General features: G+C 63.9%; 21 protein-coding genes. 14 read left to right on the top strand and 7 right to left on the bottom strand.

The window, feature by feature from the left end; all coding sequences use genetic code 11:
* Positions 1–476: glycerol-3-phosphate acyltransferase (locus JOZ76_RS32015; RefSeq protein WP_291705393.1), on the bottom strand; the 476-nt coding region annotated here is incomplete at its 3' end.
* Between the two features lie 325 nt (positions 477–801).
* Here JOZ76_RS32015 and htpG point away from each other — a divergent pair.
* A complete protein-coding gene (htpG, locus tag JOZ76_RS32020; protein WP_291705394.1) occupies positions 802–2,676 on the top strand; it encodes a molecular chaperone HtpG in 1,875 nt (624 codons plus the stop codon).
* A 118-nt stretch (positions 2,677–2,794) separates the two neighbouring features.
* Here the strand turns inward: htpG and JOZ76_RS32025 are convergent, their stop codons facing one another.
* Positions 2,795–5,941, bottom strand: a complete 3,147-nt coding sequence (locus JOZ76_RS32025; RefSeq protein WP_291705395.1) for a multidrug efflux RND transporter permease subunit — start codon at positions 5,939–5,941, stop codon at positions 2,795–2,797.
* A 532-nt stretch (positions 5,942–6,473) separates the two neighbouring features.
* Between JOZ76_RS32025 and hemA the strand changes: the two genes are divergently transcribed.
* Positions 6,474–7,703 carry a 5-aminolevulinate synthase gene (gene hemA / locus JOZ76_RS32030; protein WP_291705413.1) on the top strand — a complete coding sequence of 410 codons (1,230 nt, stop codon included), beginning with the start codon at positions 6,474–6,476 and terminating at the stop codon, positions 7,701–7,703.
* A gap of 359 nt (positions 7,704–8,062) precedes the next feature.
* On the opposite strand, the gene JOZ76_RS32035 is transcribed toward hemA, so the two are convergent.
* Positions 8,063–8,443 carry a hypothetical protein gene (locus tag JOZ76_RS32035; protein WP_291705396.1) on the bottom strand — a complete coding sequence of 127 codons (381 nt, stop codon included), beginning with the start codon at positions 8,441–8,443 and terminating at the stop codon, positions 8,063–8,065.
* A 97-nt stretch (positions 8,444–8,540) separates the two neighbouring features.
* On the opposite strand from JOZ76_RS32035, the gene JOZ76_RS32040 reads away from it, so the two are divergent.
* Complete coding sequence (locus tag JOZ76_RS32040) at positions 8,541–9,257, top strand: MgtC/SapB family protein (protein WP_291705397.1); 717 nt, start codon at positions 8,541–8,543, stop codon at positions 9,255–9,257.
* A 53-nt stretch (positions 9,258–9,310) separates the two neighbouring features.
* Here JOZ76_RS32040 and JOZ76_RS32045 read toward each other — a convergent pair whose 3' ends face one another.
* Together JOZ76_RS32045 and JOZ76_RS32050 are read right to left on the bottom strand one after the other, a co-directional pair.
* The gene (locus JOZ76_RS32045) at positions 9,311–10,060 is read right to left on the bottom strand and encodes a hypothetical protein (protein ID WP_291705398.1); all 750 of its coding nucleotides are present in this window, start codon (positions 10,058–10,060) and stop codon (positions 9,311–9,313) included.
* A 243-nt stretch (positions 10,061–10,303) separates the two neighbouring features.
* Positions 10,304–11,107, bottom strand: a complete 804-nt coding sequence (locus JOZ76_RS32050; protein ID WP_291705399.1) for an RMD1 family protein — start codon at positions 11,105–11,107, stop codon at positions 10,304–10,306.
* 199 nt (positions 11,108–11,306) lie between these two features.
* Here JOZ76_RS32050 and JOZ76_RS32055 point away from each other — a divergent pair, with 199 nt between their 5' ends.
* The gene (locus JOZ76_RS32055; protein WP_441300138.1) at positions 11,307–12,446 is read left to right on the top strand and encodes a DUF3095 domain-containing protein; all 1,140 of its coding nucleotides are present in this window, start codon (positions 11,307–11,309) and stop codon (positions 12,444–12,446) included.
* A 110-nt stretch (positions 12,447–12,556) separates the two neighbouring features.
* Here JOZ76_RS32055 and JOZ76_RS32060 read toward each other — a convergent pair whose 3' ends face one another.
* Complete coding sequence (locus JOZ76_RS32060) at positions 12,557–13,000, bottom strand: DUF2147 domain-containing protein (RefSeq protein WP_291705401.1); 444 nt, start codon at positions 12,998–13,000, stop codon at positions 12,557–12,559.
* 321 nt (positions 13,001–13,321) lie between these two features.
* Here JOZ76_RS32060 and JOZ76_RS32065 point away from each other — a divergent pair, with 321 nt between their 5' ends.
* The 10 genes from JOZ76_RS32065 (at position 13,322) to JOZ76_RS32110 (ending at position 21,040) form a co-directional block, all read left to right on the top strand.
* Positions 13,322–13,921: a superoxide dismutase gene (locus tag JOZ76_RS32065; RefSeq protein ID WP_291705402.1), complete on the top strand. Its 600-nt coding sequence runs from the start codon at positions 13,322–13,324 to the stop codon at positions 13,919–13,921.
* 275 nt (positions 13,922–14,196) lie between these two features.
* Complete coding sequence (gene crcB, locus JOZ76_RS32070) at positions 14,197–14,571, top strand: fluoride efflux transporter CrcB (RefSeq protein ID WP_291705403.1); 375 nt, start codon at positions 14,197–14,199, stop codon at positions 14,569–14,571.
* A gap of 112 nt (positions 14,572–14,683) precedes the next feature.
* On the top strand, positions 14,684–14,881 hold the full coding sequence (locus tag JOZ76_RS32075; protein WP_291705404.1) for a hypothetical protein: 198 nt from the start codon (positions 14,684–14,686) through the stop codon (positions 14,879–14,881).
* Positions 14,882–14,884: 3 nt separating this feature from the next.
* On the top strand, positions 14,885–15,640 hold the full coding sequence (locus JOZ76_RS32080) for a metal ABC transporter ATP-binding protein (protein WP_291705405.1): 756 nt from the start codon (positions 14,885–14,887) through the stop codon (positions 15,638–15,640).
* A 1-nt stretch (position 15,641) separates the two neighbouring features.
* Positions 15,642–16,511: a metal ABC transporter permease gene (locus tag JOZ76_RS32085; RefSeq protein WP_291705406.1), complete on the top strand. Its 870-nt coding sequence runs from the start codon at positions 15,642–15,644 to the stop codon at positions 16,509–16,511.
* Between the two features lie 10 nt (positions 16,512–16,521).
* Positions 16,522–17,391 carry a metal ABC transporter substrate-binding protein gene (locus JOZ76_RS32090; protein WP_291705407.1) on the top strand — a complete coding sequence of 290 codons (870 nt, stop codon included), beginning with the start codon at positions 16,522–16,524 and terminating at the stop codon, positions 17,389–17,391.
* Between the two features lie 69 nt (positions 17,392–17,460).
* A complete protein-coding gene (locus JOZ76_RS32095) occupies positions 17,461–18,519 on the top strand; it encodes a CobW family GTP-binding protein (protein WP_291705408.1) in 1,059 nt (352 codons plus the stop codon).
* Positions 18,519–19,538, top strand: coding sequence for a WD40 repeat domain-containing protein (locus JOZ76_RS32100; protein ID WP_291705409.1), 1,020 nt, complete (start codon positions 18,519–18,521; stop codon positions 19,536–19,538). Before JOZ76_RS32095 ends, JOZ76_RS32100 begins: the two co-directional genes overlap by 1 nt.
* Positions 19,539–19,622: 84 nt before the next feature.
* The gene (locus tag JOZ76_RS32105) at positions 19,623–19,952 is read left to right on the top strand and encodes a hypothetical protein (RefSeq protein WP_291705410.1); all 330 of its coding nucleotides are present in this window, start codon (positions 19,623–19,625) and stop codon (positions 19,950–19,952) included.
* Positions 19,953–20,299: 347 nt separating this feature from the next.
* Positions 20,300–21,040 (top strand): acetoacetate decarboxylase, encoded by a 741-nt coding sequence (locus JOZ76_RS32110; RefSeq protein WP_291705411.1) that lies wholly within the window; start codon positions 20,300–20,302, stop codon positions 21,038–21,040.
* Between the two features lie 165 nt (positions 21,041–21,205).
* Here the strand turns inward: JOZ76_RS32110 and JOZ76_RS32115 are convergent.
* On the bottom strand, positions 21,206–22,525 hold a 1,320-nt coding region (locus JOZ76_RS32115), incomplete at its 5' end, for a homospermidine synthase (RefSeq protein ID WP_291705412.1).

Consider the following 22,525-nt stretch of genomic DNA (forward strand, 5'->3'; position numbering starts at 1 on the left):
CGAGAGATGGCCAGCACGGCGCCAAAAACTGCCGCAGCACCCAGGCCGACCGGCCAGGACATCGCCAGCAGCACGCCCAGCCCCGTCGCGACGGATCTGCCGCCTGTAAAATTCAACCAGATCGAGCGGCCATGCCCCAGCAGCGCGGCAAGTCCGGCCAGGCAGACCGCCCAGGGCAGCAAGGTCTGCAGATCAGGCGTTGTCGGCGGCGTGACGGACGGCAATGCATAGAGCCAGGGACAGAACCAGCGGGCCAAGACGATCGCCGCGACACCCTTCAGCACATCGACCAGCAGCACCACGAGCGCAGGCCATTTTCCCAGCGTCCGCAACACGTTGGTTGCGCCGGTGGATCTGGAACCATGCTCCCGGATGTCGATGTCCTTGAGCAGTTTTCCCGCCAGATAGCCCGTCGGCGTCGAACCGAAGAGATAAGCGACCGCCAGCCCGGCCAGACAAGCTATCCAGAAAACCATGGGATTCCCCTCGACGCGCTCATTTCAGCAAAATCATCGTGCGCTCGTCTACCTCCTTGACTGCCCGTTCCTCGTTGGCGTCGTCCTGGCGTGAGCGCCGATGACCGCTCGCAGCCATTCAAGGGTCCGGCCCGGGTGTCGACCAACGCGGGAATGCCGATGCACGGTCGTGGCAAGACGCGCCGAGGCGAAGTGAGGGCCCCCAGCCCAAACTGCCGCCCTCAAAGGTCAGACGGCAGCCTTGCAGCGCCGACTTGCACTGCTATATCCGGGGTCTCTCCATCATTTTCAACCGCTTCCTTGAGCCAGCTTTGCGAGCCAGCCCATGACGACGACCACCGATACCGCTGCCGTGACCCAGCCCTTCCAGGCCGAGGTGTCCGAACTCTTGAACCTGATGGTGCACTCGGTCTATTCGGAGACCGACATTTTTCTGCGCGAACTGATCTCGAACGCCTCGGACGCCTGCGACAAGCTGCGTTACGAGGCGATCGCAAGGCCCGACCTGATCGCCGACGGCGAGCCGCCAAAAATCCGGATCACCCCGAACAAGGCCGCCGGCACGCTGGTCGTCGCCGATACCGGCATCGGCATGGACCGGCAGGAGCTGATCGACAATCTCGGCACCATCGCCCGCTCCGGCACCAAGGCCTTCGTGGCCCGCCTCGCCGAGGCCAAGGACGGCGCCGGCCTGATCGGCCAGTTTGGCGTCGGCTTCTACTCGGCCTTCATGGTCGCCGACCGCATTGTCGTCACCTCCCGCCCCGCCGGCTCGAGCGAGGTCTGGACCTGGACCTCCTCCGGCGGCGCCGGCTTCGAGGTCGCGCCCGCCAGCGAGGAGGACGCCAAACGCGTTGCCCGCGGCACCGAGATCGCGCTGCATCTGAAGAGCGAAACCACAAAATATCTTGAGACCTACGAGATCGAGCGCATCGTCACCGCCTATTCGGACAACATCCAGTTCGCCATCGAGCTGGTGCCGGACGAAGGCGAGCCGCGGCAGATCAATTCGGCGAGCGCGCTGTGGCAGCGGCCGAAGTCGGAGCTGACGGCGGAGGATTATGCCAAGGCCTACAAGTCGATCGCGCATGCGTTCGACGAGCCGGCGATGACGCTGCACTACCGCGCCGAGGGGCGCTATTCCTATGCGGTGCTGCTGTTTGCGCCCGCCACAAAACCGTTCGACTTGTTCGAGCCGTCGCGCAAGGGCCGGGTCAAGCTCTATGTGCGGCGCGTCTTCATCACCGACGAAGCGGACATCCTACCGGCTTACCTGCGCTTCATGCGCGGCGTGATCGACAGCGAGGACCTGCCGCTCAACATTTCCAGGGAAATGCTGCAGAACAATCCGCAGCTCGCCGCGATCCGCAAGGCGGTGACGACCCGCGTGCTCACCGAGCTGGAGACGCTCGCCGAGAAGGATGTCGAGAATTTTACGAAAATCTGGGAAGCTTTTGGCGCCGTCATCAAGGAAGGCATTTACGAGGATTTCGAGCGGCGCGAAAAACTGCTCGCGCTGGCGCGATTCACGACGACCGCAGGCGAGAAGCGGACGCTGAAGCAATATGTCGAAGGCCTGAAGCCGAACCAGACCGAGATCTATTTCCTGGTCGGCGACAGCATCGAGCGGCTGAAATCCAATCCGCGGCTCGAAGCAGCCGCGGCGCGGGGCATTGAAGTCCTGCTCTTGACCGATGCGGTCGACGCGTTCTGGACCTCGGCGCGGCTCGAATATGGCGGCAAGCCGCTCAAATCCCTGAGCCAGGGCGACATCGATTTTGGCACCATCCCGCTGCTCGAGGACAAGAAGGAGGACAAGGCTGAGCCTCCGGCGGACGAGGCCGACACCATCGCCCGGATCAAGGCGACGCTGGGCGAGCGCGTCAGCGACGTCAAGGCCTCGACGCGCCTCACGTCGAGTGCCTCCTGCCTGGTCGCTGGCAGCCATGGGCCGGACCGCGAGCTGGAGCGGCTGCTGTCGATGCAGAACCGCGGCACGCGCTCGAAACCGATTTTGGAGATCAATTTGCGCCACCCGGTAGTTGCGGCGATCGCCAAGGCCGACACGGCGTCAAAGACCATCGATGATCTCTCGCTGCTGCTGCTCGAGCAGGCGCAGATCCTCGATGGCGAGCTGCCCGACGATCCCGCCGCCTTCGCCGCGCGGCTCAATCGCCTGGTGCTGCACGGCGTGGGGTAGAGCCTGATCAAATTTGCTTCCGTCGCTCGGCGGATATGGTTCACCTCTCCCCGCTTGCGGGGAGAGGGGGCGCACCTCCGACGCGGCGACGGTCGAGACAATCCTCATCACGCGTTATTCATTCCGCTGCGTCTTTGAGATGATTGTCCTGCGCCGGCGCTTGCGACTCGTCGGGCGCCTTGCGCGCCGTCCGCCGCGCGATCGCGTTGGAGAGGCGGTCGAGATAGAGATAGACCACGGGCGTCGTGAACAGGGTGAGCGCCTGGCTGACGACGAGGCCGCCGACCATGGCATAGCCCAGCGGCTGGCGGATTTCCGATCCGGTGCCGGTGCCGAGCATCAGCGGCACGCCGCCGAGCAGCGCCGCCATCGTGGTCATCATGATCGGGCGGAAGCGCAAGGTCGCGGCCTTGCGGATCGACTCCCTGGGAGACAGATGTTCGTCGCGTTCGGCAGCGATGGCGAAGTCGACCATCATGATGCCGTTCTTCTTGACGATGCCGATCAGGAGGATGATGCCGATCAGCGCGATCAGGCTGAAATCGAATCCGAACGCCATCAGGATCGCCAGCGCGCCGACGCCGGCCGATGGCAGGGTCGACAGGATCGTCAGCGGGTGGATGTAGCTCTCATAGAGCACGCCGAGGATCAGATAGACCACGACCAGCGCCGCGACGATCAGCAGCGGCACGGTCTTGAGCGAGTCCTGGAATGCCTGCGCGGTACCCTGAAAGCTCGAGCTGAGCGTCGCGGGGGCGCCGAGCTGGTCGACGGCCTTCTGAATCGCGCTGGTTGCCTGGCCGAGCGCCACGTTGGGGGCGAGATTGAAGCTGATCGTGGTGGCCGGAAACTGGCCCTGATGGGCGATCGCGAGCGGGCGAACCGGATCGGTGGTCCAGTTGCAGAACACCGACAGCGGCACCTGCTCGCCGGTGGTCGGTGACTTCAGATAAAGCTTGTCGAGCGTGTCCAGCCGGCCCTGCAGCTCGGGCAGGATCTCCAGGATCACGTGATAGGAGTTGAGCTGCGTGAAATACTGCGTCACCTGCCGCTGGCCGAAGGCGTCGTTGAGCGTGTCGTCGATCAGCTGCGGCTGGATGCCGTAGCGTGCGGCGGTGTCGCGATTGATGTGGAGCTGGAGCGTGGTGCCTTCGGTCTGCTGATCGGTGGCGACGTCGCGCAGCTCAGGCAGCGTCTTCAGCTGCTCCAGGATCCTTGGCGCCCAATCATTCAATTCGGCCAGATTGGCGTCCTGCAGCGTGTATTCGAACTGGGTGCGCGTGGCGCGGCCGCCGAGGCGGACGTCCTGCGAGGCCTGCATGTAGAGGCGGGCGCCCTCGACCTTTGCCAGCTTGGGCCGCAGCCGCGCAATGATCTGCTCCGCAGTGACGTCGCGCTCCTCCCGCGGCTTCAGCGTGATGTACATGCGCCCCGAATTGAGCGCGGTGCCGCCCCCGCCGATGAACATCGCGATGCTGTCGACCGCGCCATCGGCCTGGACAACCTGGGAGAGCTGCTCCTGATGCCGCTCCATATCGGCAAACGAGATATCCTGGGCCGCCTCGGACACCCCGGTCAGAAAACCATTGTCCTGTTGCGGAAAGAAGCCCTTGGGGATGATCGCGAACAGATAGATCGACAGCGCTACTGTGGCGAAGAAGATGCACAGCGTCGTCAGGCTGTGCCGCAGGGCGAGGTCGAGGACTTTGGAATAGCCGGCCAGCAGCCGGTCGAAGGTGCGCTCGCTCCATTGATAGAACCGGCCGTGCCGGGTTTCGCCACGGGCATGCAGGAAGCGCGATGCCATCATCGGCGTCAGCGTCAGCGATACGACGAGCGAGACGAAGATCGCCATCGCCAGCGTCACCGAGAATTCGCGGAACAGCCGGCCGATGACCCCGCCCATCAGCAGCAGCGGAATCAGCACCGCGACCAGCGAAATGCTGATCGAAACGATGGTGAAGCCGATCTCCTTGGCCCCTTTGAAGGCGGCGGCGAGCGGCTTTTCGCCCCGCTCCACATAGCGCGTGATGTTTTCCAGCATCACGATCGCGTCGTCGACCACGAAGCCGACCGCGATGGTCAGCGCCATCAGCGAGAGATTGTCGAGCGTGTAGCCGAACACCCACATCAGTGCGCAGGCGCCGAGCAGCGCCAGCGGAACCGTGATGCTCGGGATCACGGTGGCGGAGATGCTGCGCAGAAACAGGAAGATCACCATGATGACGAGCGCGATGGTGATCAAAAGCGTGATCTGCACCTCGTGAACCGCCGCGCGAATGGTCAGCGTCCGGTCGCTGATGGTCTTGATCTTGATGGCGGGCGGAATGGCGGCGATCAGGCGCGGCAGCCGCGCCTTGATACGGTCGACGGTGTCGATGACGTTGGCGCCAGGCTGCTTGAAGATCACCAGAAACACGCCGCGTTTGCCGTCGGCCCAGGCGGCCTGCTTCATGTCCTCGGGGCCCGCGACGGCCCGGCCGATGTCCTTGACGCGCAAGGGGCCGCCGTTGCGATAGCCGACGATGACGTCGTTCCAGGCCTCCGGATCCAAAAGCTGATCGTTGGCGTAGATCGTGTACGCCCGTCTCGGCCCGTCGATGTTGCCTTTCGGGCTGTCGACGGTGGTGATAGCGATCTGGCTGCGGATGTCTTCCAGCGACAGGCCCTTGGCGACGAGCTTTGCCGGATCGATCTGGATCCGGATGGCGGGCTTCTGTTGGCCGCCGATGTAGACCTGCGCGACGCCGGAGATCTGGCTGATCTGCTGGCCGAGCTGGGCGTCCACCGCGTCGCTGACCTTGATCAGGGGCAGCGTGTCCGAGATCGCGGACAACAGCAGGATCGGCGAGTCCGCCGGGTTGACCTTGCGGTAGGTCGGCGGCGACGGCAGGTTCTTCGGCAGTTGTCCGCCGGCCGCGTTGATGGCGCCCTGCACGTCATTGGCGGCGCCGTCGATATTGCGGTTGAGCTCGAACTGAAGCGTGATCGCGGTGGAACCGAGCGAGCTCGTCGAGGTCATCTGCGCGATGCCGGGGATTTGCGCCAGCTGCCGTTCCAGCGGCTGTGCGACGGAGGACGCCATCGTCTCCGGGCTGCCACCGGGCAGGCTTGCGTTGACCTGGATGGTCGGAAAATCGACCTGCGGCAGCGGCGCGACGGCCAGCAGCGGATAGGCAACGAGGCCGACAAACAGGATGCCCGCCATCAGCAGCGAGGTGCCGATCGGGTTGCGGATGAAGAGCGACGAGATGCTGTCGTTCATGCGCAGTTCCAGCGAATGACTGGCGCATCTTTTCCCGCTCGCAGGGAGCCGTGCTTGCAGGCGTGCAGCACGAACGTGCGTTTCCTCGATTCTCGCCAGGGGCTCGCCAGGATCGGAGCTTCCGCCGGACCCCTGTTGACGCCAGTTTACCCAGTCCCCGCAGCATCGCGCATCAAAATGCGTTCGTCTGCATTCGACCTTCGACCTATCGGCGCCGGTCACTCCGGTTTGCTGGTTCCGGCGCGAAGGCGGTCCCGGCCGGCGCTTTTTACCGTCTCAGTTAACACCTTCTCGTCGCCGGTCGTCTATGCACGGTCGGACTTCCGGAACCGGTCAGGCCCTGACGAGGAACGTGATCGACAGGTCGAACCAGACGGCGGGTAGGCCGTCGGCTGCAAAGACCCGGCGGTTCCAGCCTGATCTCGATCAAGGATTTTTCGCTGAAATCGTCTTTATTGGCATTTGCCACGGTGCTGCCTCACCCTCGGGTGAAATGCAGCAGGATCTGACGGTGGCGGAGGGCGGAAACGCGATGGACTACAACCGATTTTTCGATGCGGCGCTGAACCAGCTCCACAGGGAACGCCGCTACCGCGTGTTTGCCGATCTCGAGCGGCTGGCCGGGCGTTTTCCGCATGCGATCTGGCATTCGTCCGATGGACCGCGCGAGGTGGTGATTTGGTGCTCGAACGATTATCTCGGCATGGCTCAGCATCCCAAAGTCGTGGGCGCGATGGTCGATGCGGCGACCCGCATGGGCACGGGCGCCGGTGGTACGCGCAACATCGCCGGCACCAATCACCCGCTGACCGTGCTGGAGCAGGAACTCGCCGCGCTGCATGGCAAGGGGGCCTCACTGGTGTTCACCTCCGGCTACGTCTCCAACGAGACCGGCATCGCGACGATCGCAAAGCTGCTGCCGAACTGCCTGCTGCTGTCGGATGGGCTCAATCACAATTCGATGATCGAGGGCGTGCGCAAGTCCGGCATGGAGAAGCGGATCTGGCGCCACAATGACGTCGTCCATCTGGAGGAGCTGTTGCGCGCGGCCGATCCCGATCGGCCAAAGCTGATCCTGTGCGAGAGCCTGTATTCGATGGATGGCGACGTCGCGCCGCTGCATCGCATCTGCGATCTCGCCGAGCGATATGGCGCCCTGACCTATGTCGACGAGGTTCACGCCGTCGGCATGTACGGCGCCCATGGCGGCGGCATCTCCGAGCGCGACGGAGCCGCTCACCGCATCGACATTCTCGAAGGCACGCTTGCCAAGGCGTTCGGCTGCCTCGGAGGGTATATCGCCGCCAGCGCCAACCTCATCGATGCCGTGCGCTCCTACGCGCCCGGTTTCATCTTCACGACGGCGCTACCGCCGGCGATCTGCGCGGCGGCGACCGCCGCGATCCGGCATCTGAAGACGTCGCAATGGGAGCGCGAGCGGCACCAGGATCGCGCGGCGCGGCTGAAAGCGGTGCTCAATGCGGCGCGCCTGCCCGTCATGCCGAGCGACACGCATATCGTGCCGGTGCATGTCGGCGATCCCGAGAAGTGCAAGAGGGCGTCCGATCTGCTGCTGTCGGAGCACGGCATCTATATCCAGCCGATCAACTATCCGACCGTGCCGCGCGGCCTCGAGCGGCTACGCATCACTCCCTCGCCCTACCACGATGACGCGCTGATCGATCGTCTCGCCGAAGCGCTGGTGGACGTCTGGGATCAACTCGGCCTGCCCCGGCAGGCCGACAGGTTGGCAGCGGAATAAGATTGACGGTCAGCTGCTTAGAATGGGCTCGCCGCCTGCGCGGTACGTCGGTGGCAATGACGTCTCTGCATTTTCGTGATATGTTTTGAGCTCGATAGGTCAGCCGATCTGCCTCTCTGAGGAGCTGTCCATGCGCGTTTCAAAGCCTGCTTCAAGACCCGGGCCGGCGTCTTCCCCGTCTGCGCACGAAGGGGACCGCGCTTGCGATTGTGGTCCGATGACGCAGCAGGATATGCGTAAAGCCCATGGCCATGACATGCATCCGCAAAAGCTCGTCAGGCTGGTGGGCTGTCACGATGTGAGCGTGCGCAGGCCCGAGGACGCGGAACGCTAGCGCGGCCCCGCGATCTCCAGCAATGCTATTTCTCATGCTTCGGCAGGTCGATGCGTTCGCCGGAGAATTCGGGCGGCCCTTCGATCAACCGGCGTTTTCGGCGTTCGCGCTCGTCGGGCGACAGCGAGGGATCGAGCAACATTTCGATCTGTGCCGTTGCCCGCTCTTCAATTTCCACCTCGTGGTCGCGGACCGATCGGCCCTCGTGCGGCGGACGGGCGGACGACGCGACTAGGCCCAGTTCGAGCAGCCGGCGGATGGCGTCGGAGCGCACCGTGTCGTGGGCCTCCGCCCAGGCATCGACCTTCGCGGTCAATCGTTGCGACAGCTTGACGGCGCTGATGGCCTCGCGCCCGGCCTGACTGTGATTTCCGCTCTCGCCCGGCACGCTCGTCGATCCATCCAACGCGTCCTCGTTATTGGTAGGCGTCTTTCGCGTCGGGCGGTTTGACGAGGATCAACGACGCTGGGATAAGGGCGACGTTCCGGCAAGAGGCCACGTAATGCGATTCCTGCACACTTTCCAGCTCCACGACTTCGTCGACACGCTCGTCAGCCTGTTCGTCGCCTTCGTGTTCGGCACCCTGATCGGCGCCGAGCGCCAGTACCGGCAGCGCAGCGCGGGGCTCAGGACCAATGTGCTGGTCGCGGTCGGCGCCGCTGCCTTCGTCGACCTCGCCGACCATCTCACCGGTGCGGATGGCAGCGTGCGGGTGATCGCCTATGTGGTCTCCGGCATCGGCTTTCTCGGGGCAGGTGTGATCATGAAGGAGGGCATGAATGTGCGCGGCCTCAATACCGCGGCGACGCTGTGGGCCTCGGCCGCAGTCGGCTCCTGTGCCGGTGCCGACATGGTGGCGCAGTCTGCGGCGCTTACGCTGTTCGTGCTCGCCGGCAACACGCTGCTGCGTCCGCTGGTGAACGCGATCGATCGCATTCCGCTCAATGAGAAGAGTTCGGAGGCCAATTACGAGATCATCGTCACGTCAGATGTCGAAAATGTCGCGCGGAGTCGCGAGGCGCTGTCCGAGAGGCTGGAGGCTGCCAACTACCCGGTTCGCGAGACCAAGGTGGTGTACCGGTCCGACGACAATGTCGAGATCGCGGCCGTGCTGGTGAGTCTTGCGGTCGAGCCCGGCGACCTCGACGCCATCGTCGCGTCGCTGGCAAAGCTGCCGGGCGTCAGCCACGCGACCTGGAATGTCAGCGCGCTGGAGTGAAGCATACGCATCCGGAGCGACCGGACCCGTTTCACCCTATCGCGGCCCCCAAGTCATTTGACACAGCGGCCGGCATCTCCCGCCGCCGTCGGCTCCTCATAGCTGCCCGGCGTCACGGGATGGCCGTCGAAGAAGATCGCGAGCTGGTTGGCGATGCCAAAATCCGCCGCGCCGCGCCGTCGCGCATTGATCGCGCGCGCGATGTTCCAATCATCGTGTGAGCCGTAGCTGAAGGCGACGGAGGCGCGCAGGCCGTAATAGTTGCGAAAGCCCGCTCTGGTGATGCTGCCGTTGTCGACCGCCGTCATGAAGCTCGGGTCCTGCGCCGCACGCGCGTCGAACCACGCCTCCAGCCGCTCGAGGTCGCCCTGGCCGGTCAGCTTGAAGAAGCTTGCAAAGTCGGATGGGCCGGCAAAATAGAAGAAATCGAAATCCTCGCCCGCGCCGTTCCGGCCCTCGAGGATCTGCGTCCACATGTACATGAAATCGGCGCCCCCGGCGCCGTTCATGCGGTCGCCACCCTCGGCGCCCGGATTGAGAATCCATGCCGATTGCGCACCAAGACGCGCGGTCACGCTGGACGCCGTCGCCGCTGCAATCTCGGCATTGACTGCAAACGATCCGCCGCCGGCGGGCGAGAGCGGGACGCTGAGATAGCCGATCGCTTTTCCCTGCGCCTTGTGGCCCGCGATCAGCCCACGGACGCGCGCGACATTGGCGTCGATGGCGTCGCGGTAGTCGCTGTTCACGCAATAGCAGAAGTCGAGCCTGGTGCAGAGCGTCACGGTGCTGGACGCGGCCACGCTGGCGTGCGGCTGAAGCAACGCGAAGAATGGCACGGCGAGCGCTGCAAATCGGAGCGAAGGCGGCGGCCGCCTGAAAAGACCGGATCGGGGGACAGCGTCGAGGTGTGGCATGACAACACCTGTTCAACTTCTTGGCCGGCGGCTTACACAGCCTGACCATTCAGTAGGCTCGAAATGTGTCAGTTACATAAAACAACCTGTGATAGCAAGGCCGGCGGCATGGCGCCGCGAAACTGCACTCTAATGGTGGCCGCGGACGAATATATCATAGAATGCGACGACGACCTCGACCGCGATCAACACGATCACGATGATCTCGAGCCGGACCGACCGTTTGGTGTCGACAATATCGGCGAGCGTGGTCGCGGTTTCGGCGATCACCGTGACCTTCCGGTTCAGTGTCTCCTCGCGCTCGGTGAGCTCATACTCGTCCTCGAGCCGTGCGTAGAGCCGCTCGAGATCCGGACGGTCCCACAGCACATCCGGCTTCTCGCCGACGGCGACGCGGCCGGACACGCGATGCTGCACCAAGAGTGCTTCGCCGATCAGCTTGAGCAGCTCATTGCGGTTCTTCGAGGTCTTGCCGGAGGTGGCGAGTTCGCGGGCAAAAGGCTCGACCACGTCGAACACGTTGGTGACCTCGCGCTCGGCGCGCCCCAGCACGACACTCTTGGCCAGCGCGTCGGACACCACCAGAAGCCGTTCCAGCGACAGCTCCTTCACGAGGATCGGGCCGCCGACAGGAATCGGCTCCTCGGATTCCCGCGCGACCTCGATTTTGGCCCATTCCTCTTCGCGTGGCGTGATGGTGCCGAAGGTCCGAGCTTTTAGTCGCTCCAGGAATTCCTGCTCTTCATCGGTTGTCAGGGCGATGAAGACGACGACCCCGTAGCGGAACACCACGGCGATCCCGCTCGGACCGATTCGCAGCGCCAGCGGCGTGTTCGACAGCACTTGTCCTTCGAAGCCGGCGGTGTTGATACGGTCACCGAGTTGCAGGGCATGAGCAGTGACTTGCTGGATCGGCGGGGCTGGTGTCGTCATTGCGAGAGCGTAGCAGAGGTGAGGCGCCTTTTCGATGACAGGTGATCTTGTCAGGCCGTTCTCGGCCGATGCGAAGCGGTTTATCTTCGCGTTGTTTTGTGCTCAATGACGCATCCGGTCACATGAACCGATCTGCCGGACCGGCCGTATCTCCTGAGCGATTGGTCGTCTGGACGAGCCTGAGCCCATGACCAGCACGATGGCAAAGAATTTTTACGGCGGCATTCCGGTGTTCCGCGGCTTTGCGAGCCTGATGGAGCCAAAACTCTATTCGCCGCTGCCCGATGACTGGACCATCGGCGTCGCCGATATCGTGGAATCGACCAAGGCGATCGCGGCCCAGCGCTACAAGGCCGTCAACATGGCGGGTGCGGCCGTGATCGCGGCTGTGACCAATGCGCTTGAGGGGCGCGAATTTCCCTTCGTGTTCGGCGGCGATGGCGCAAGCTTTGCGGTCGCGCGCGACGACCTCGGAGCGGCCCGGAAAGCGCTGGCGGCGACCGCGGCCTGGGTCAGGGATGATCTCGATCTCGTCATGCGCGTCGCGCTGGTGCCGGTCAGCGCGATCCGGGCCGAGGGACTCGATGTGCGGGTCGCGCGCTACGGGCCGTCGGCCAATCTGTCCTATGCGATGTTCTCCGGCGGCGGGCTTGGCTGGGCCGATGCTGCGATGAAGCGCGGCGAGTTCGCCATCGAAGCGGCGCCGCCGGGCACGCAGCCCGATCTGTCGGGGCTGTCGTGCCGGTTCGAGGAGATTCCGTCGGCACGCGGTCTCATCCTGTCGATCCTGGTCGTGCCGGCGCGCGGCGCCGATCCAAAACTTTTTCGCCAGGAGATCGAGGAAATCATCGGTCTCGTTGAGCGCAGTCCGGATGGCGGACGGCCGGTGCCGTCAGGCGGGCCGCCGCTGCGCTGGCCGCCGCAGGGCGTCGAGTATGAAGCGCGCGCCACGCGCGGCGGACCCTTGTTCAGGCGGCGCGTCTACGTGCTCGGGCGCACGCTGTTCGCCTATCTCGTCATGCGGTTCGGCATCAAGGTGGGCGGTTTTGTGCCGGAGCTCTACATCCGGCAGGTGGTCGAAAATTCCGACTTCCGAAAATATGACGATAGCCTGCGCATGATCCTCGACTGCACCGAGGAGCTCGCGCGCGCGCTCACCGATCGGCTTGCCGCGGCGGCGGAAAAAGGCATTTTGCGCTATGGCCTGCATCGCCAGGACGCCGCGATGATGACCTGCTTCACGCCCTCCGTGATGCGCGCGGACCACGTCCACTTCATCGACGGTGCCCGCGGCGGCTATGCCTCCGCTGCGACCGCGTTGAAGGCGACGCTGGCGTAGCTTATTTGGTCGGATGGCTCTCTCCGAGCGCGCGGTTCACCTCTCCCCGCAAGCGGGGAGAGGGAGCGCAGTCCCGACGCTGCAGCAGTCGAAGTCGAACCCAATCCGACCTAGCGGCGCGCGCGGGTCCAGGTCTCGCCGCCGCAGATGATGCCGACACAGCCTTCGACCTTGAGCGCGTCGGGGCCGGTCACCGAGACATGGCTCGCATAGGTATGGCCGTCGTCGGCATTGTAGATGTCGCCTGACCATTTGCCCGGGCCCGACGCATGCATGGCGGTGAACAGCGCGAGGCCGATCATCGGACGCCTGGCGAGCACGGGGTTCGGATTCTTGTCGTCGACTTCAGGCTTTCCGGTGCTGGCATTGATCGGATCCTTGAGCCAGACGATCACGCCGCAGATGCCGCCGCCGCATTTGCTGACCTTCACCTTGGCATCGCCGGCCTGGGTCAGCCAGATTCCGGTGGGTTCGCCACCGGCCTGTGCCTTCGCGCCGAATGCGGCAAGCAATGCAGTGAACAGCAGCGCAACGAAAACGAACCGACAGGCCATGGACCCCCCACCCGAAAAAGGAAGGCTTCAATACCAGCAAATCCGGTTTGTGCAACGTCGAATTGCAGGCTTTCGCGCGGCTTCTGTTGGGCGAGTCCTCCATCTTCCCGCGAAGGGCTTCATGATCGGCCATCACGCGATCACAGGCGACCGTCGCCGTCGGCATGGCCGGCGCGATTGAGGGATGTCGCGGCACACGGCCCGCAGAGATGCGGCTGTCGTGAACTTGTTTTGCCAAAATGCGGTGTTTTACAGCCCAGGAACCTTCTATAAGGGGTTCCCGTTACATCACGTCTTCCCACCAGTTGCGGACATCATCCCATGACCTTTACCCTTCCCCCCCTGCCTTACGCCTATGACGCCCTCGGGCCGCATATGTCGAAGGAAACGCTGGAATATCATCACGACAAGCATCATCAAGCCTATGTGACGAACGGCAACAACGCGATCAAGGGGACCGAATTCGAGGGCAAGTCCCTGGAGGAGATCGTGAAGGGTTCGTTCGGCAAGAATGCCGCGGTCTTCAACAATGCCGGCCAGCACTACAACCACATCCACTTCTGGAGCTGGATGAAGCCGAACGGCGGCGGCAGCAAGCTGCCGGGCCGCTTGGAAAAGAAGATCAACGAGGATCTCGGCGGCTTCGAAAAATTCAAGACGGATTTCGCTGCCGCCGGCGTCGGCCAGTTCGGCTCGGGATGGTGCTGGCTGCAGGTCAAAGGCGGCAAGCTCGAAATTTCCAAGACGCCCAATGGCGAGAATCCGCTGGTGCATGGTGCGACGCCAATTCTCGGCTGCGACGTCTGGGAGCACTCCTACTACATCGATTATCGCAACCGCCGTCCCGACTATCTGAAGGCGTTCGTCGAAAATCTCATCAACTGGGATTACGTCGACGAGCTGTTCGGCAAGGTGGCCTAGTCCTATCCCCTCATCCTGAGGAGCTTGCTTTAGCAAGCGTCTCGAAGGATGAGGCCCGGACACGACCATTGAGGCCTCATAGTTCGCGACGCCGCGCAAGGGCGCGGCTCCTCACCATGAGGGTCTAACGACGGTTGTCCTGACTCTGGTTTTCTAACGCCTTGAAGGGCGGCAGCCATGCGCTGCCGCCCTTTCTGCGTGAGCCGTTCTTGCGGCTATGGCGTGCTTGCGGCAAAACGCTCTCCAGCCGGGGATTCTTGGACTGGACGGGCGGGATGAACTACCTCTTGGTCTTTTTCGGCGGCGGGCTTGGCGCCTCGCTGCGCCACGCCGTGAACATGGCCGCCGCAAAGGCCTTCGGCACGGCGTTTCCTTACGGCACCTTCATCATCAACATCACGGGCTCGATCGTGATGGGCCTGATCGCCGGCTATCTCGCCTTCCGGGGCGAGGCGACGCAGCACTGGCGGCTGTTTTTGATGACCGGCATTTTGGGCGGCTACACCACCTTCTCGGCCTTCTCGCTCGACACTGCGCTGCTCTATGAGCGCGGCGCGCTTGGCTTGGCGGCGTTTTATGTCCTCGGATCGGTGGGCTTCTCGATCGCCGGGCTTTTTGCGGCCCTGGCGTTGGTGCGCTATCTGACCTGATCAGCCCACATAGGCCTGCCGTTCCGGCTGCCACTCCTGGTTAAGTCCATTATCAGAGAGCCTGCGATCTCGGTCGATGGACAGATGTAATGTTATAATATAACATCCCGTCATGGTTCCCGCCGACCCGCAGCATCATACCGCTCATGGGCATGTCCACGCCCATCCCCACGCGCACGGCCCGGCTTCGCCACATCCGGCGCAGGCGGCGTCCTGGTCGATCCTGCGCATGCCGGCCGCGACCCGGCTCGCGGTGGCCTGTGCGGTCAGCGCCGCCCTGTGGGTGATCGTGTGGCTTGCGATGAGGTGAGCCATGGCGCCCCAACTGCAATTTCGCAACGTCACCCTCGGCTATGACCGCCATCCGGCGGTGCATCACCTCTCGGGCGACGTCGGTGCCGGCGCGCTGCTGGCCGTGATCGGCCCGAACGGCGCCGGCAAATCGACCTTGCTCCGCGGCATCGCCGGCATCCTCAAGCCGCTCTCCGGCGCGATCGACCTTTGCGGCCTCGACCACCGCGACATCGCCTATCTGCCGCAGATCGCCGAGATCGACCGCAGCTTTCCGATCTCGGCGTTCGATTTCGTCAGCACCGGGTTATGGCGCAGCACAGGACTATTCGGCGGGCTCGACCTGAAGGCGCGAGGCAGGATCGTCGCGGCGATTGCAGCGGTCGGCCTCAACGGTTTTGAGAACCGCCCGATCGGCACTCTCTCCGGCGGACAGATGCAGCGGCTGTTGTTCGCCCGGGTGCTGCTCCAGGATGCGCGCCTGATCGTGCTGGACGAGCCGCTCAACGCCATCGACGCCAAGACGTCGAAGGACCTGCTGGCCCTGATCGAGCGCTGGCACGGCGAGGGCCGTACCGTGCTGGTGGCGCTGCACGACCTCGACATGGTACGGACCAACTTTCCCGACACGCTGCTGCTGGCGCGCGGGCCGGTGGCATGGGGCCCGACCAAGGAGGCGCTGACAGCCGAAAACCTCATGGTCGCGATGCGGATGTGCGAAGCTTTTGACGACCACGCGGCGGCCTGCGCCGACGATGTCGCAACGCGGGCGGCCTGACATGCTTGCCGACGCATTGCTCGCGCCCTTCGCTGACTTTGCCTTCATGCGTCGCGCGCTTGCCGCCGTGATCGCGCTTTCTCTCGGCGGCGGGCCGATCGGCGTATTCCTGATGCTGAGGCGAATGAGCCTGGTCGGCGACGCCATGGCGCATGCGATCCTGCCGGGGGCGGCCATCGGCTTCCTGCTGTCCGGCCTCAATCTGTTCGCGATGACGACAGGCGGATTGATCGCGGGCTTTGCGGTCGCCATCCTCTCCGGCGTGGTGGCCCGCTCGACCGGGTTGAAGGAGGACGCGTCGCTCGCGAGCTTCTATCTGACCTCGCTCGCGCTCGGCGTCACCATCGTGTCGATCAAGGGCACCAATGTCGACCTGTTGCACGTGCTGTTCGGCAACATCCTGGCGCTGGACGATCAGACGCTGCTGCTGGTCGCCATCAACGCCACCATCACGCTTGTCGTGCTCGCGGTGATCTACCGGCCGCTCGTGATCGAGAGCGTCGATCCGCTGTTCCTGCGCACCGTGAGCCGCGCCGGCGCGCCGGCGCATCTGTTGTTCCTGGTGCTGATCGTGGTCAACCTGGTCTCGGGTTTTCAGGCGCTCGGCACCCTGCTGTCGGTCGGCCTGATGATCCTGCCCGCGAGCATCGCGCGATTCTGGTCGCGCGACATCACGCCGATGATCTGCATTGCGGCCGCTAGCGCGATCGTGTCGGGCTATGTCGGTCTCGTCGTATCGTTCCAGACCCGCATTCCCTCGGGGCCGGCAATCATCCTGGTCGCGGCCACCCTGTATGGCTTTTCGGTGCTGTTCGGCCGCAATGGCGGCGTGGTCCGGCAATTGTTTCCCGCGCCGCATCTCGAAGCCTGAGAGTTTTGTGATGCGCGCGCGATTTTGGCTGCCTCTCGCCCTGGCGCTCATGGCATCGCCGCTGCACGCCGCCGAACGCCTCAACGTTGTGGCGAGTTTCTCGATCCTCGGCGACTTCGTGCGTCAGGTCGGTGGCGACAGCGTCAGCCTGACCACGCTGGTCGGTTCCGATAGCGACGTCCATGTCTATGCCCCGACCCCGGCCGATGCGAAGACGGTCGCCGATGCACGGCTTCTCGTCGTCAATGGCCTCGGTCTGGAAGGCTGGCTGCCGCGCCTGCTGCAGTCCTCCGCCAGCAAGGCGCGCACCGTTGTGGCGACCACCGGGATTGCGCCGCTGAAGCTGGGGTCCGATGCCGATCCGCATGCCTGGCAGTCCGTTGCCAATGCAAGAGTCTATGTCGCGAACATCCGCGATGCGCTGGTTGCCGCCGATCCGGCGGATGCCGAAAGCTTCCACAGCCGCGCTACGCGCTATCTGGCCGAGCTCGATGCGCTGGATGCCGAAGCGCGTGCAGCGATCGGAAAAATCCCGCCGGAGCGGCGCAAGGTGATCTCGACCCATGACGCCTTCGGCTATTTCGCAGCGGCCTATGGCATCGTCTTCATCGCCCCGCTCGGCGTCTCGACCGAAACCGAGCCCAGCGCTTGGGATATTGCCAAGATCATTGCGCAGGTCAGGGCCGAGAAAATCCCGGCGGTATTTCTGGAAAATATCAGCGACGACCGGCTGGTCGGTCGGATCGCGGCCGAGACCGGGGCCAGGATCGGCGGAACGTTGTTTTCCGACGCCTTAACTGGCGAAAAGGGCGATGCCCCCACTTACATTGCGATGGTCAGGCACAATATAAAGGCGCTGACCAGCGCGCTGGACCGGTAGAACGCAGGGGCCACCCTGTAAGCCGGGGCGCGCCACGCTCCTTTTGCACTTTCTGAGGGTTTTGTGAGCATGTCTCAATCGACATCGGAAAAAATTCCAGTGACGGTGCTGACCGGCTATCTCGGGGCCGGCAAGACCACCTTGCTCAACCGCATTCTGTCGGAGAATCACGGCAAGAAATACGCCGTCATCGTCAACGAATTCGGCGAGATCGGCATCGACAACGACCTCATCATCGGCGCGGACGAGGAAGTGTTCGAAATGAACAATGGCTGCGTCTGCTGCACGGTGCGCGGGGATCTCGTGCGTATCCTCGACGGGCTGATGCGGCGCAAGGGCAAGTTCGACGCCATCATCGTGGAGACCACGGGGCTTGCCGATCCGGCGCCTGTCGCGCAGACCTTCTTTGTCGACGAGGACGTGCAAAAAAATGCCCGGCTCGATGCCGTCGTGACGGTCGCCGATGCCAAATGGCTGAGCGATCGCCTCAAGGACGCGCCGGAGGCCAAGAACCAGATCGCATTCGCCGACGTCATCGTGCTGAACAAGACCGATCTGGTCTCAAAACCGGAGCTCACCGAGGTCGAGGCGCGCATCCGCGGCATCAACCCCTATGCGAGGCTGCACCGCACCGAGCGCTGCAAGGTGGCGCTTGACGACGTGCTCGACCGCGGCGCCTTCGACCTCGAGCGAATTCTGGCTATCGAGCCGGATTTCCTCGAAGCCGGCGACGATCACGACCATGATCACAATCACGATCATCACCATCATCATGACCACGACCATCATCACCACGATCACGGCCATGGCCTAAAACACTATCATGACGAGGAGATGCAGTCGCTGTCGCTCAAGACCGACAAGCCGCTTGATCCCAACAAGTTCATGCCCTGGCTGCAAAACCTGGTGCAGCTGGAGGGCCAGAAGATTCTCCGCTCCAAGGGCATTCTGGCCTTCGACAACGACGACGACCGCTACGTCTTCCAGGGCGTGCACATGATGCTGGAGGGCGATCACCAGCGGAAGTGGAAGGACGGCGAGCCGCGGCAGAGCCGGCTGGTCTTCATCGGCCGCGAGCTGCCGGAGCAGGAAATCCGCGACGGCTTTGAGCGCTGCATCGTATCGTGATGAGTGGGTTCGAACAGGGCGGGCAAACCGCGTCGATCGCCTCCGTCACCGATAAAGTGCGCGCGGTCGCGTTGGGCGCGCCAGTGACGTCGGTGCACTTCCTCGGTGATCGCGCCGGGTTCGTCGGCGCCGAGGAGAACGTCTTTTTCGCGGATGGCGAGGGCGAGGTCACGAGCGTTGCGACCCATGGCGGCGGCATTCTCTGTGCGGTCTCCGATGGCGGCCGCATCGTCACGGGCGGTGACGATGGGCGGCTGGTCGCACTCGATGCCAAGGGGCAGGTGACCGAACTGGCGAAAGACGCAAAACGTCGCTGGATCGACAATGTCGCGCTCCATGGCGACGGTGCGCTGGCCTGGTCGGTCGGCAAGGTTGCCTATGTCAGGAGCGGCAAGGGCGAGGACAAGTTTTTCGAGGTGCCCTCGACGGTCGGAGGTCTCGCCTTCGCGCCGAAGGGCATGCGGCTCGCCATCGCGCATTATGGCGGCGTCACGCTATGGTTTCCCAACATGGCGGCGAACGCGGAATTTCTGGAATGGGCCGGCTCGCATCTCGGCGTGGTGTTCAGCCCCGACAACAAGTTTCTCGTCACCGCCATGCATGAGCCGGCGCTGCACGGCTGGCGGCTCGCCGACCACAAGCATATGCGCATGACCGGCTATCCCGGTCGGGTCAAGTCAATGTCGTGGAGCGCTGGCGGCAAGGCGCTGGCGACGTCGGGCGCGGAGTCCGTCATCGTGTGGCCGTTTGCGAGCAAGGACGGTCCGATGGGCAAGCAGCCGGGGATGCTGGCGCCGCTGCCGGCGCGCGCCACGGTGGTCGCCTGTCATCCAAAGCAGGACGTTCTGGCCGCGGGCTATGAGGACGGCACCGTTCTGATGGTGCGCATGGAAGACGGCGCCGAGATCCTGGTGCGGCGGAACGGCACGCCGCCAGTCACGGCACTGGCGTGGAACGCCCGGGGCAGCTTGCTCGCATTCGCCGACGAGGCCGGCGAGGGTGGGCTCCTGACTTTGTGAGCAATGGATCCTGCTGGAACTCGCCGGAACCAATGACATCATCGCTCGTTGACCTGCTGCAGTCACGCGCGGGATCAGCAGGTCATGTCTCACGACGAGCGCCTACATGCCTACAGGCGGAATGTGCGCCTCGCGATGATCGCGGTCGCAGCCGGCGTCGTCATGTCGAGCTTTGCCCTGGTCAAGCTCAGGGCGAGCGATCCTCAAGTCATGGCGCAAGGGACGCCGCCGCTGCAGTCGTCTCCTGCGCCGTCCCCGAGCGACAAGCCTGCCGAGTCAAAACCCGGCGGTACGCGGCCGACCACGCCGGCGCCCGAGCCCGCCCGTCCCGACCCCGATGCGCAAAAGGCCGGCGCCACGCCGGCGCTGCCTCCTGCGCCGGCCGAGAAAGTCGCGCCACCGATCAAGCAGTGACGAGCCGCTCTGCGCGCACTATCCGCTCAAACCGCTGCCATGCCCCGCTTCCCGCCTACGCCAAGGCTTCGGCGCGGCCACGAGCTCGAGGGCGCGCGGGAGCTTTAGCGGAGGCGGCAAGCGGGGCATCAGTATTCCAGAGACAGCAGTGCTTGAGCCGATAGGCCTCGGCGTACTGCATCGCCCGATCGACCGGGCGATGACAGTGGAATATGTTGATGCGCGTCGTATGACGCCGATGCCACCGCGCGCGAGATTTTGAACGGCGCCTGCCCACTTTCCCGTCTCGCCTCCTTGCTGCATCGCAAGCATAATGCCGCCCATTGCAGGGATGAAGGAGGCAAGGCATGAAGATCGAGGACGTCAGAAAGTCAGCCTATTCGATGCCGCTGACCAATCCGTCATTTCCGCCCGGCCCCTATCGCTTCTTCAACCGGGAGTTTTTCACCATCACCTATCGGACCGACCCGGAGGCGCTTGCGGCCGTCGTGCCGGAGCCGCTCGAAGTCGTCGACGGGCTCGTCAATTACGAGTTCATCCGCATGCCCGACTCCACCGGCTTCGGCGATTACACCGAGACCGGGCAGGTGATCCCGGTCCGCTTCAAGGGCGAGAAGGGCGTCTATGTCCATTCGATGTATCTGGATGATGAGGGGCCGATCGCCGGCGGCCGCGAGTTGTGGGGTTTTCCCAAAAAACTCGCGCGGCCGAAGCTGGAGGTCGAGAGCGACGTGCTGGTCGGCACGCTGCATTATGGCTCGGTGCTGTGCGCCTCCGCCACCATGGGCTACAAGCACCGCCCTGTCGATCACAACACATTGCTGCAGGGGATGAAGGCGCCGAACTTCATGCTGAAGATCATTCCGCATGTCGACGGCAGCGCGCGCGTCTGCGAGTTGGTGCGCTATTATCTCGAGGACATCACCCTGAAAGAGGCCTGGACCGGCCCTGCCGCGCTCGGCCTGTTTCCGCATGCGCTCGCCGACGTGGCAAAGCTGCCGGTGCGCGAGGTCATCTCCGCGCTGCACTTCAAGACCGACCTCACGCTCGGTCTCGGGACGGTGGTGTTCGATTATCTGGCGAAGTAAGTCGCGTCGCCTACCTTCCTCTCCGCTGTCATGCCCCGCGAAAGCAAGGCATCCAGTACGCCGCGGCCTCTCAGGGAACGACTGCTGTCTCTGGAATACTGGATCGCCCGCCTTCGCGGGCGATGACCGGCTTCTTGGAATCCGCAGCAATGACTCCCTTCGGCATCATCGCACCAGAATATTCCGGAACTGCCAGGGATCATTGGTGTCGATGTCCTCGGGAAACAGTCCGGGGCGATCGGTGAGCGGGGTCCAGTCGGTGTAAAAGCCTTTCACCGGCCCGAGATAGGGCCGCTGGATTTCCAGGCAGCGGTGGAAATCCATCTCGTCGGCCTCGACGATGCCGGCGGTCGGGTTTTCCAGCGCCCAGACCATGCCGGCGAGCACCGCCGACGACACCTGCAAGCCGGTCGCGTTCTGATAGGGCGCAAGCTGCCGCGTCTCCTCGATCGAGAGCTGCGAACCGTACCAATAGGCGTTCTTGGCATGGCCGTAGATCAGCACGCCAAGTTCGTCGATGCCGTCGACGATCTCGTTCTCGTCGAGGATGTGCCATTTCTCCTGCATCTTGCCAGTCGCGCCAAAAATCTCGTGCAGCGACAGCACCGCGTCGTTGGCAGGATGATACGCGTAGTGACAGGTCGGGCGATACGCCACCTTGTCGCCGTCGCGGACCGTAAAATAGTCGGCGATCGAGATCGACTCGTTGTGGGTGACCAGAAAACCGTATTGCGCGCCCGGGGTCGGGCACCAGGAGCGGACGCGGGTGTTGGCGCCAGGCTGCAGCAGATAAATCGCAGCTCCGCAGCCGTCAGGATGGGTGCGGCCGTTGTCGGGCATCCAGGTTTCATGCGTGCCCCAGCCGAGCTCGGCCGGCTGCATGCCCTCGGACACGAAACCTTCGACCGACCAGGTGTTGACGAACACGTTCATCGGCTTCGGCTTCTTCGAGCGCTGGGTGTCGCGCTCGGCGATTTGGATGCCTTTGACCCCGAGCATGCGGGCGAGTTCGCCCCAGCCCTCGCGGCTCTTCGGCTCATTGAACTCGGTATTGGTGTCACGGGCGATGTCGAGCAGCGCCTGCTTGACGAACCAGGAGACCATGCCTGGATTGGCGCCGCAGGTCGAGACCGCGGTCGGCCTGCCCAGGCTGTTGCGGCGGGCGGCGAGCAGGGTCTCGCGCAGCGCATAATTGGAGCGCTTCTCCGGGTTGATCTTCTTGTCGAAATAGAAGCCGGTCCAGGGCTCGACCACGGTGTCGATATAGAGCGCACCGATCTCCTGGCACAGCGTCATGATGTCGACAGAGGAGGTGTCGACCGACAGATTGACGCAAAACCCCTGGCCGCCGCCCTCCGTCAACAGCGGCACCAGGAGTTCGCGGTAATTGTCGCGAGTGACGCCGCCCTTGATGAAGCGCACGCCATGCTGCCTGGCGAGCTCGCCATCCTCATGCGGATCGATGATGACGAAGCGCGACTTGTC

Origin of the sequence: Bradyrhizobium sp., from assembly GCF_019244115.1 — a bacterium.
Taxonomy (GTDB): domain Bacteria; phylum Pseudomonadota; class Alphaproteobacteria; order Rhizobiales; family Xanthobacteraceae; genus Bradyrhizobium.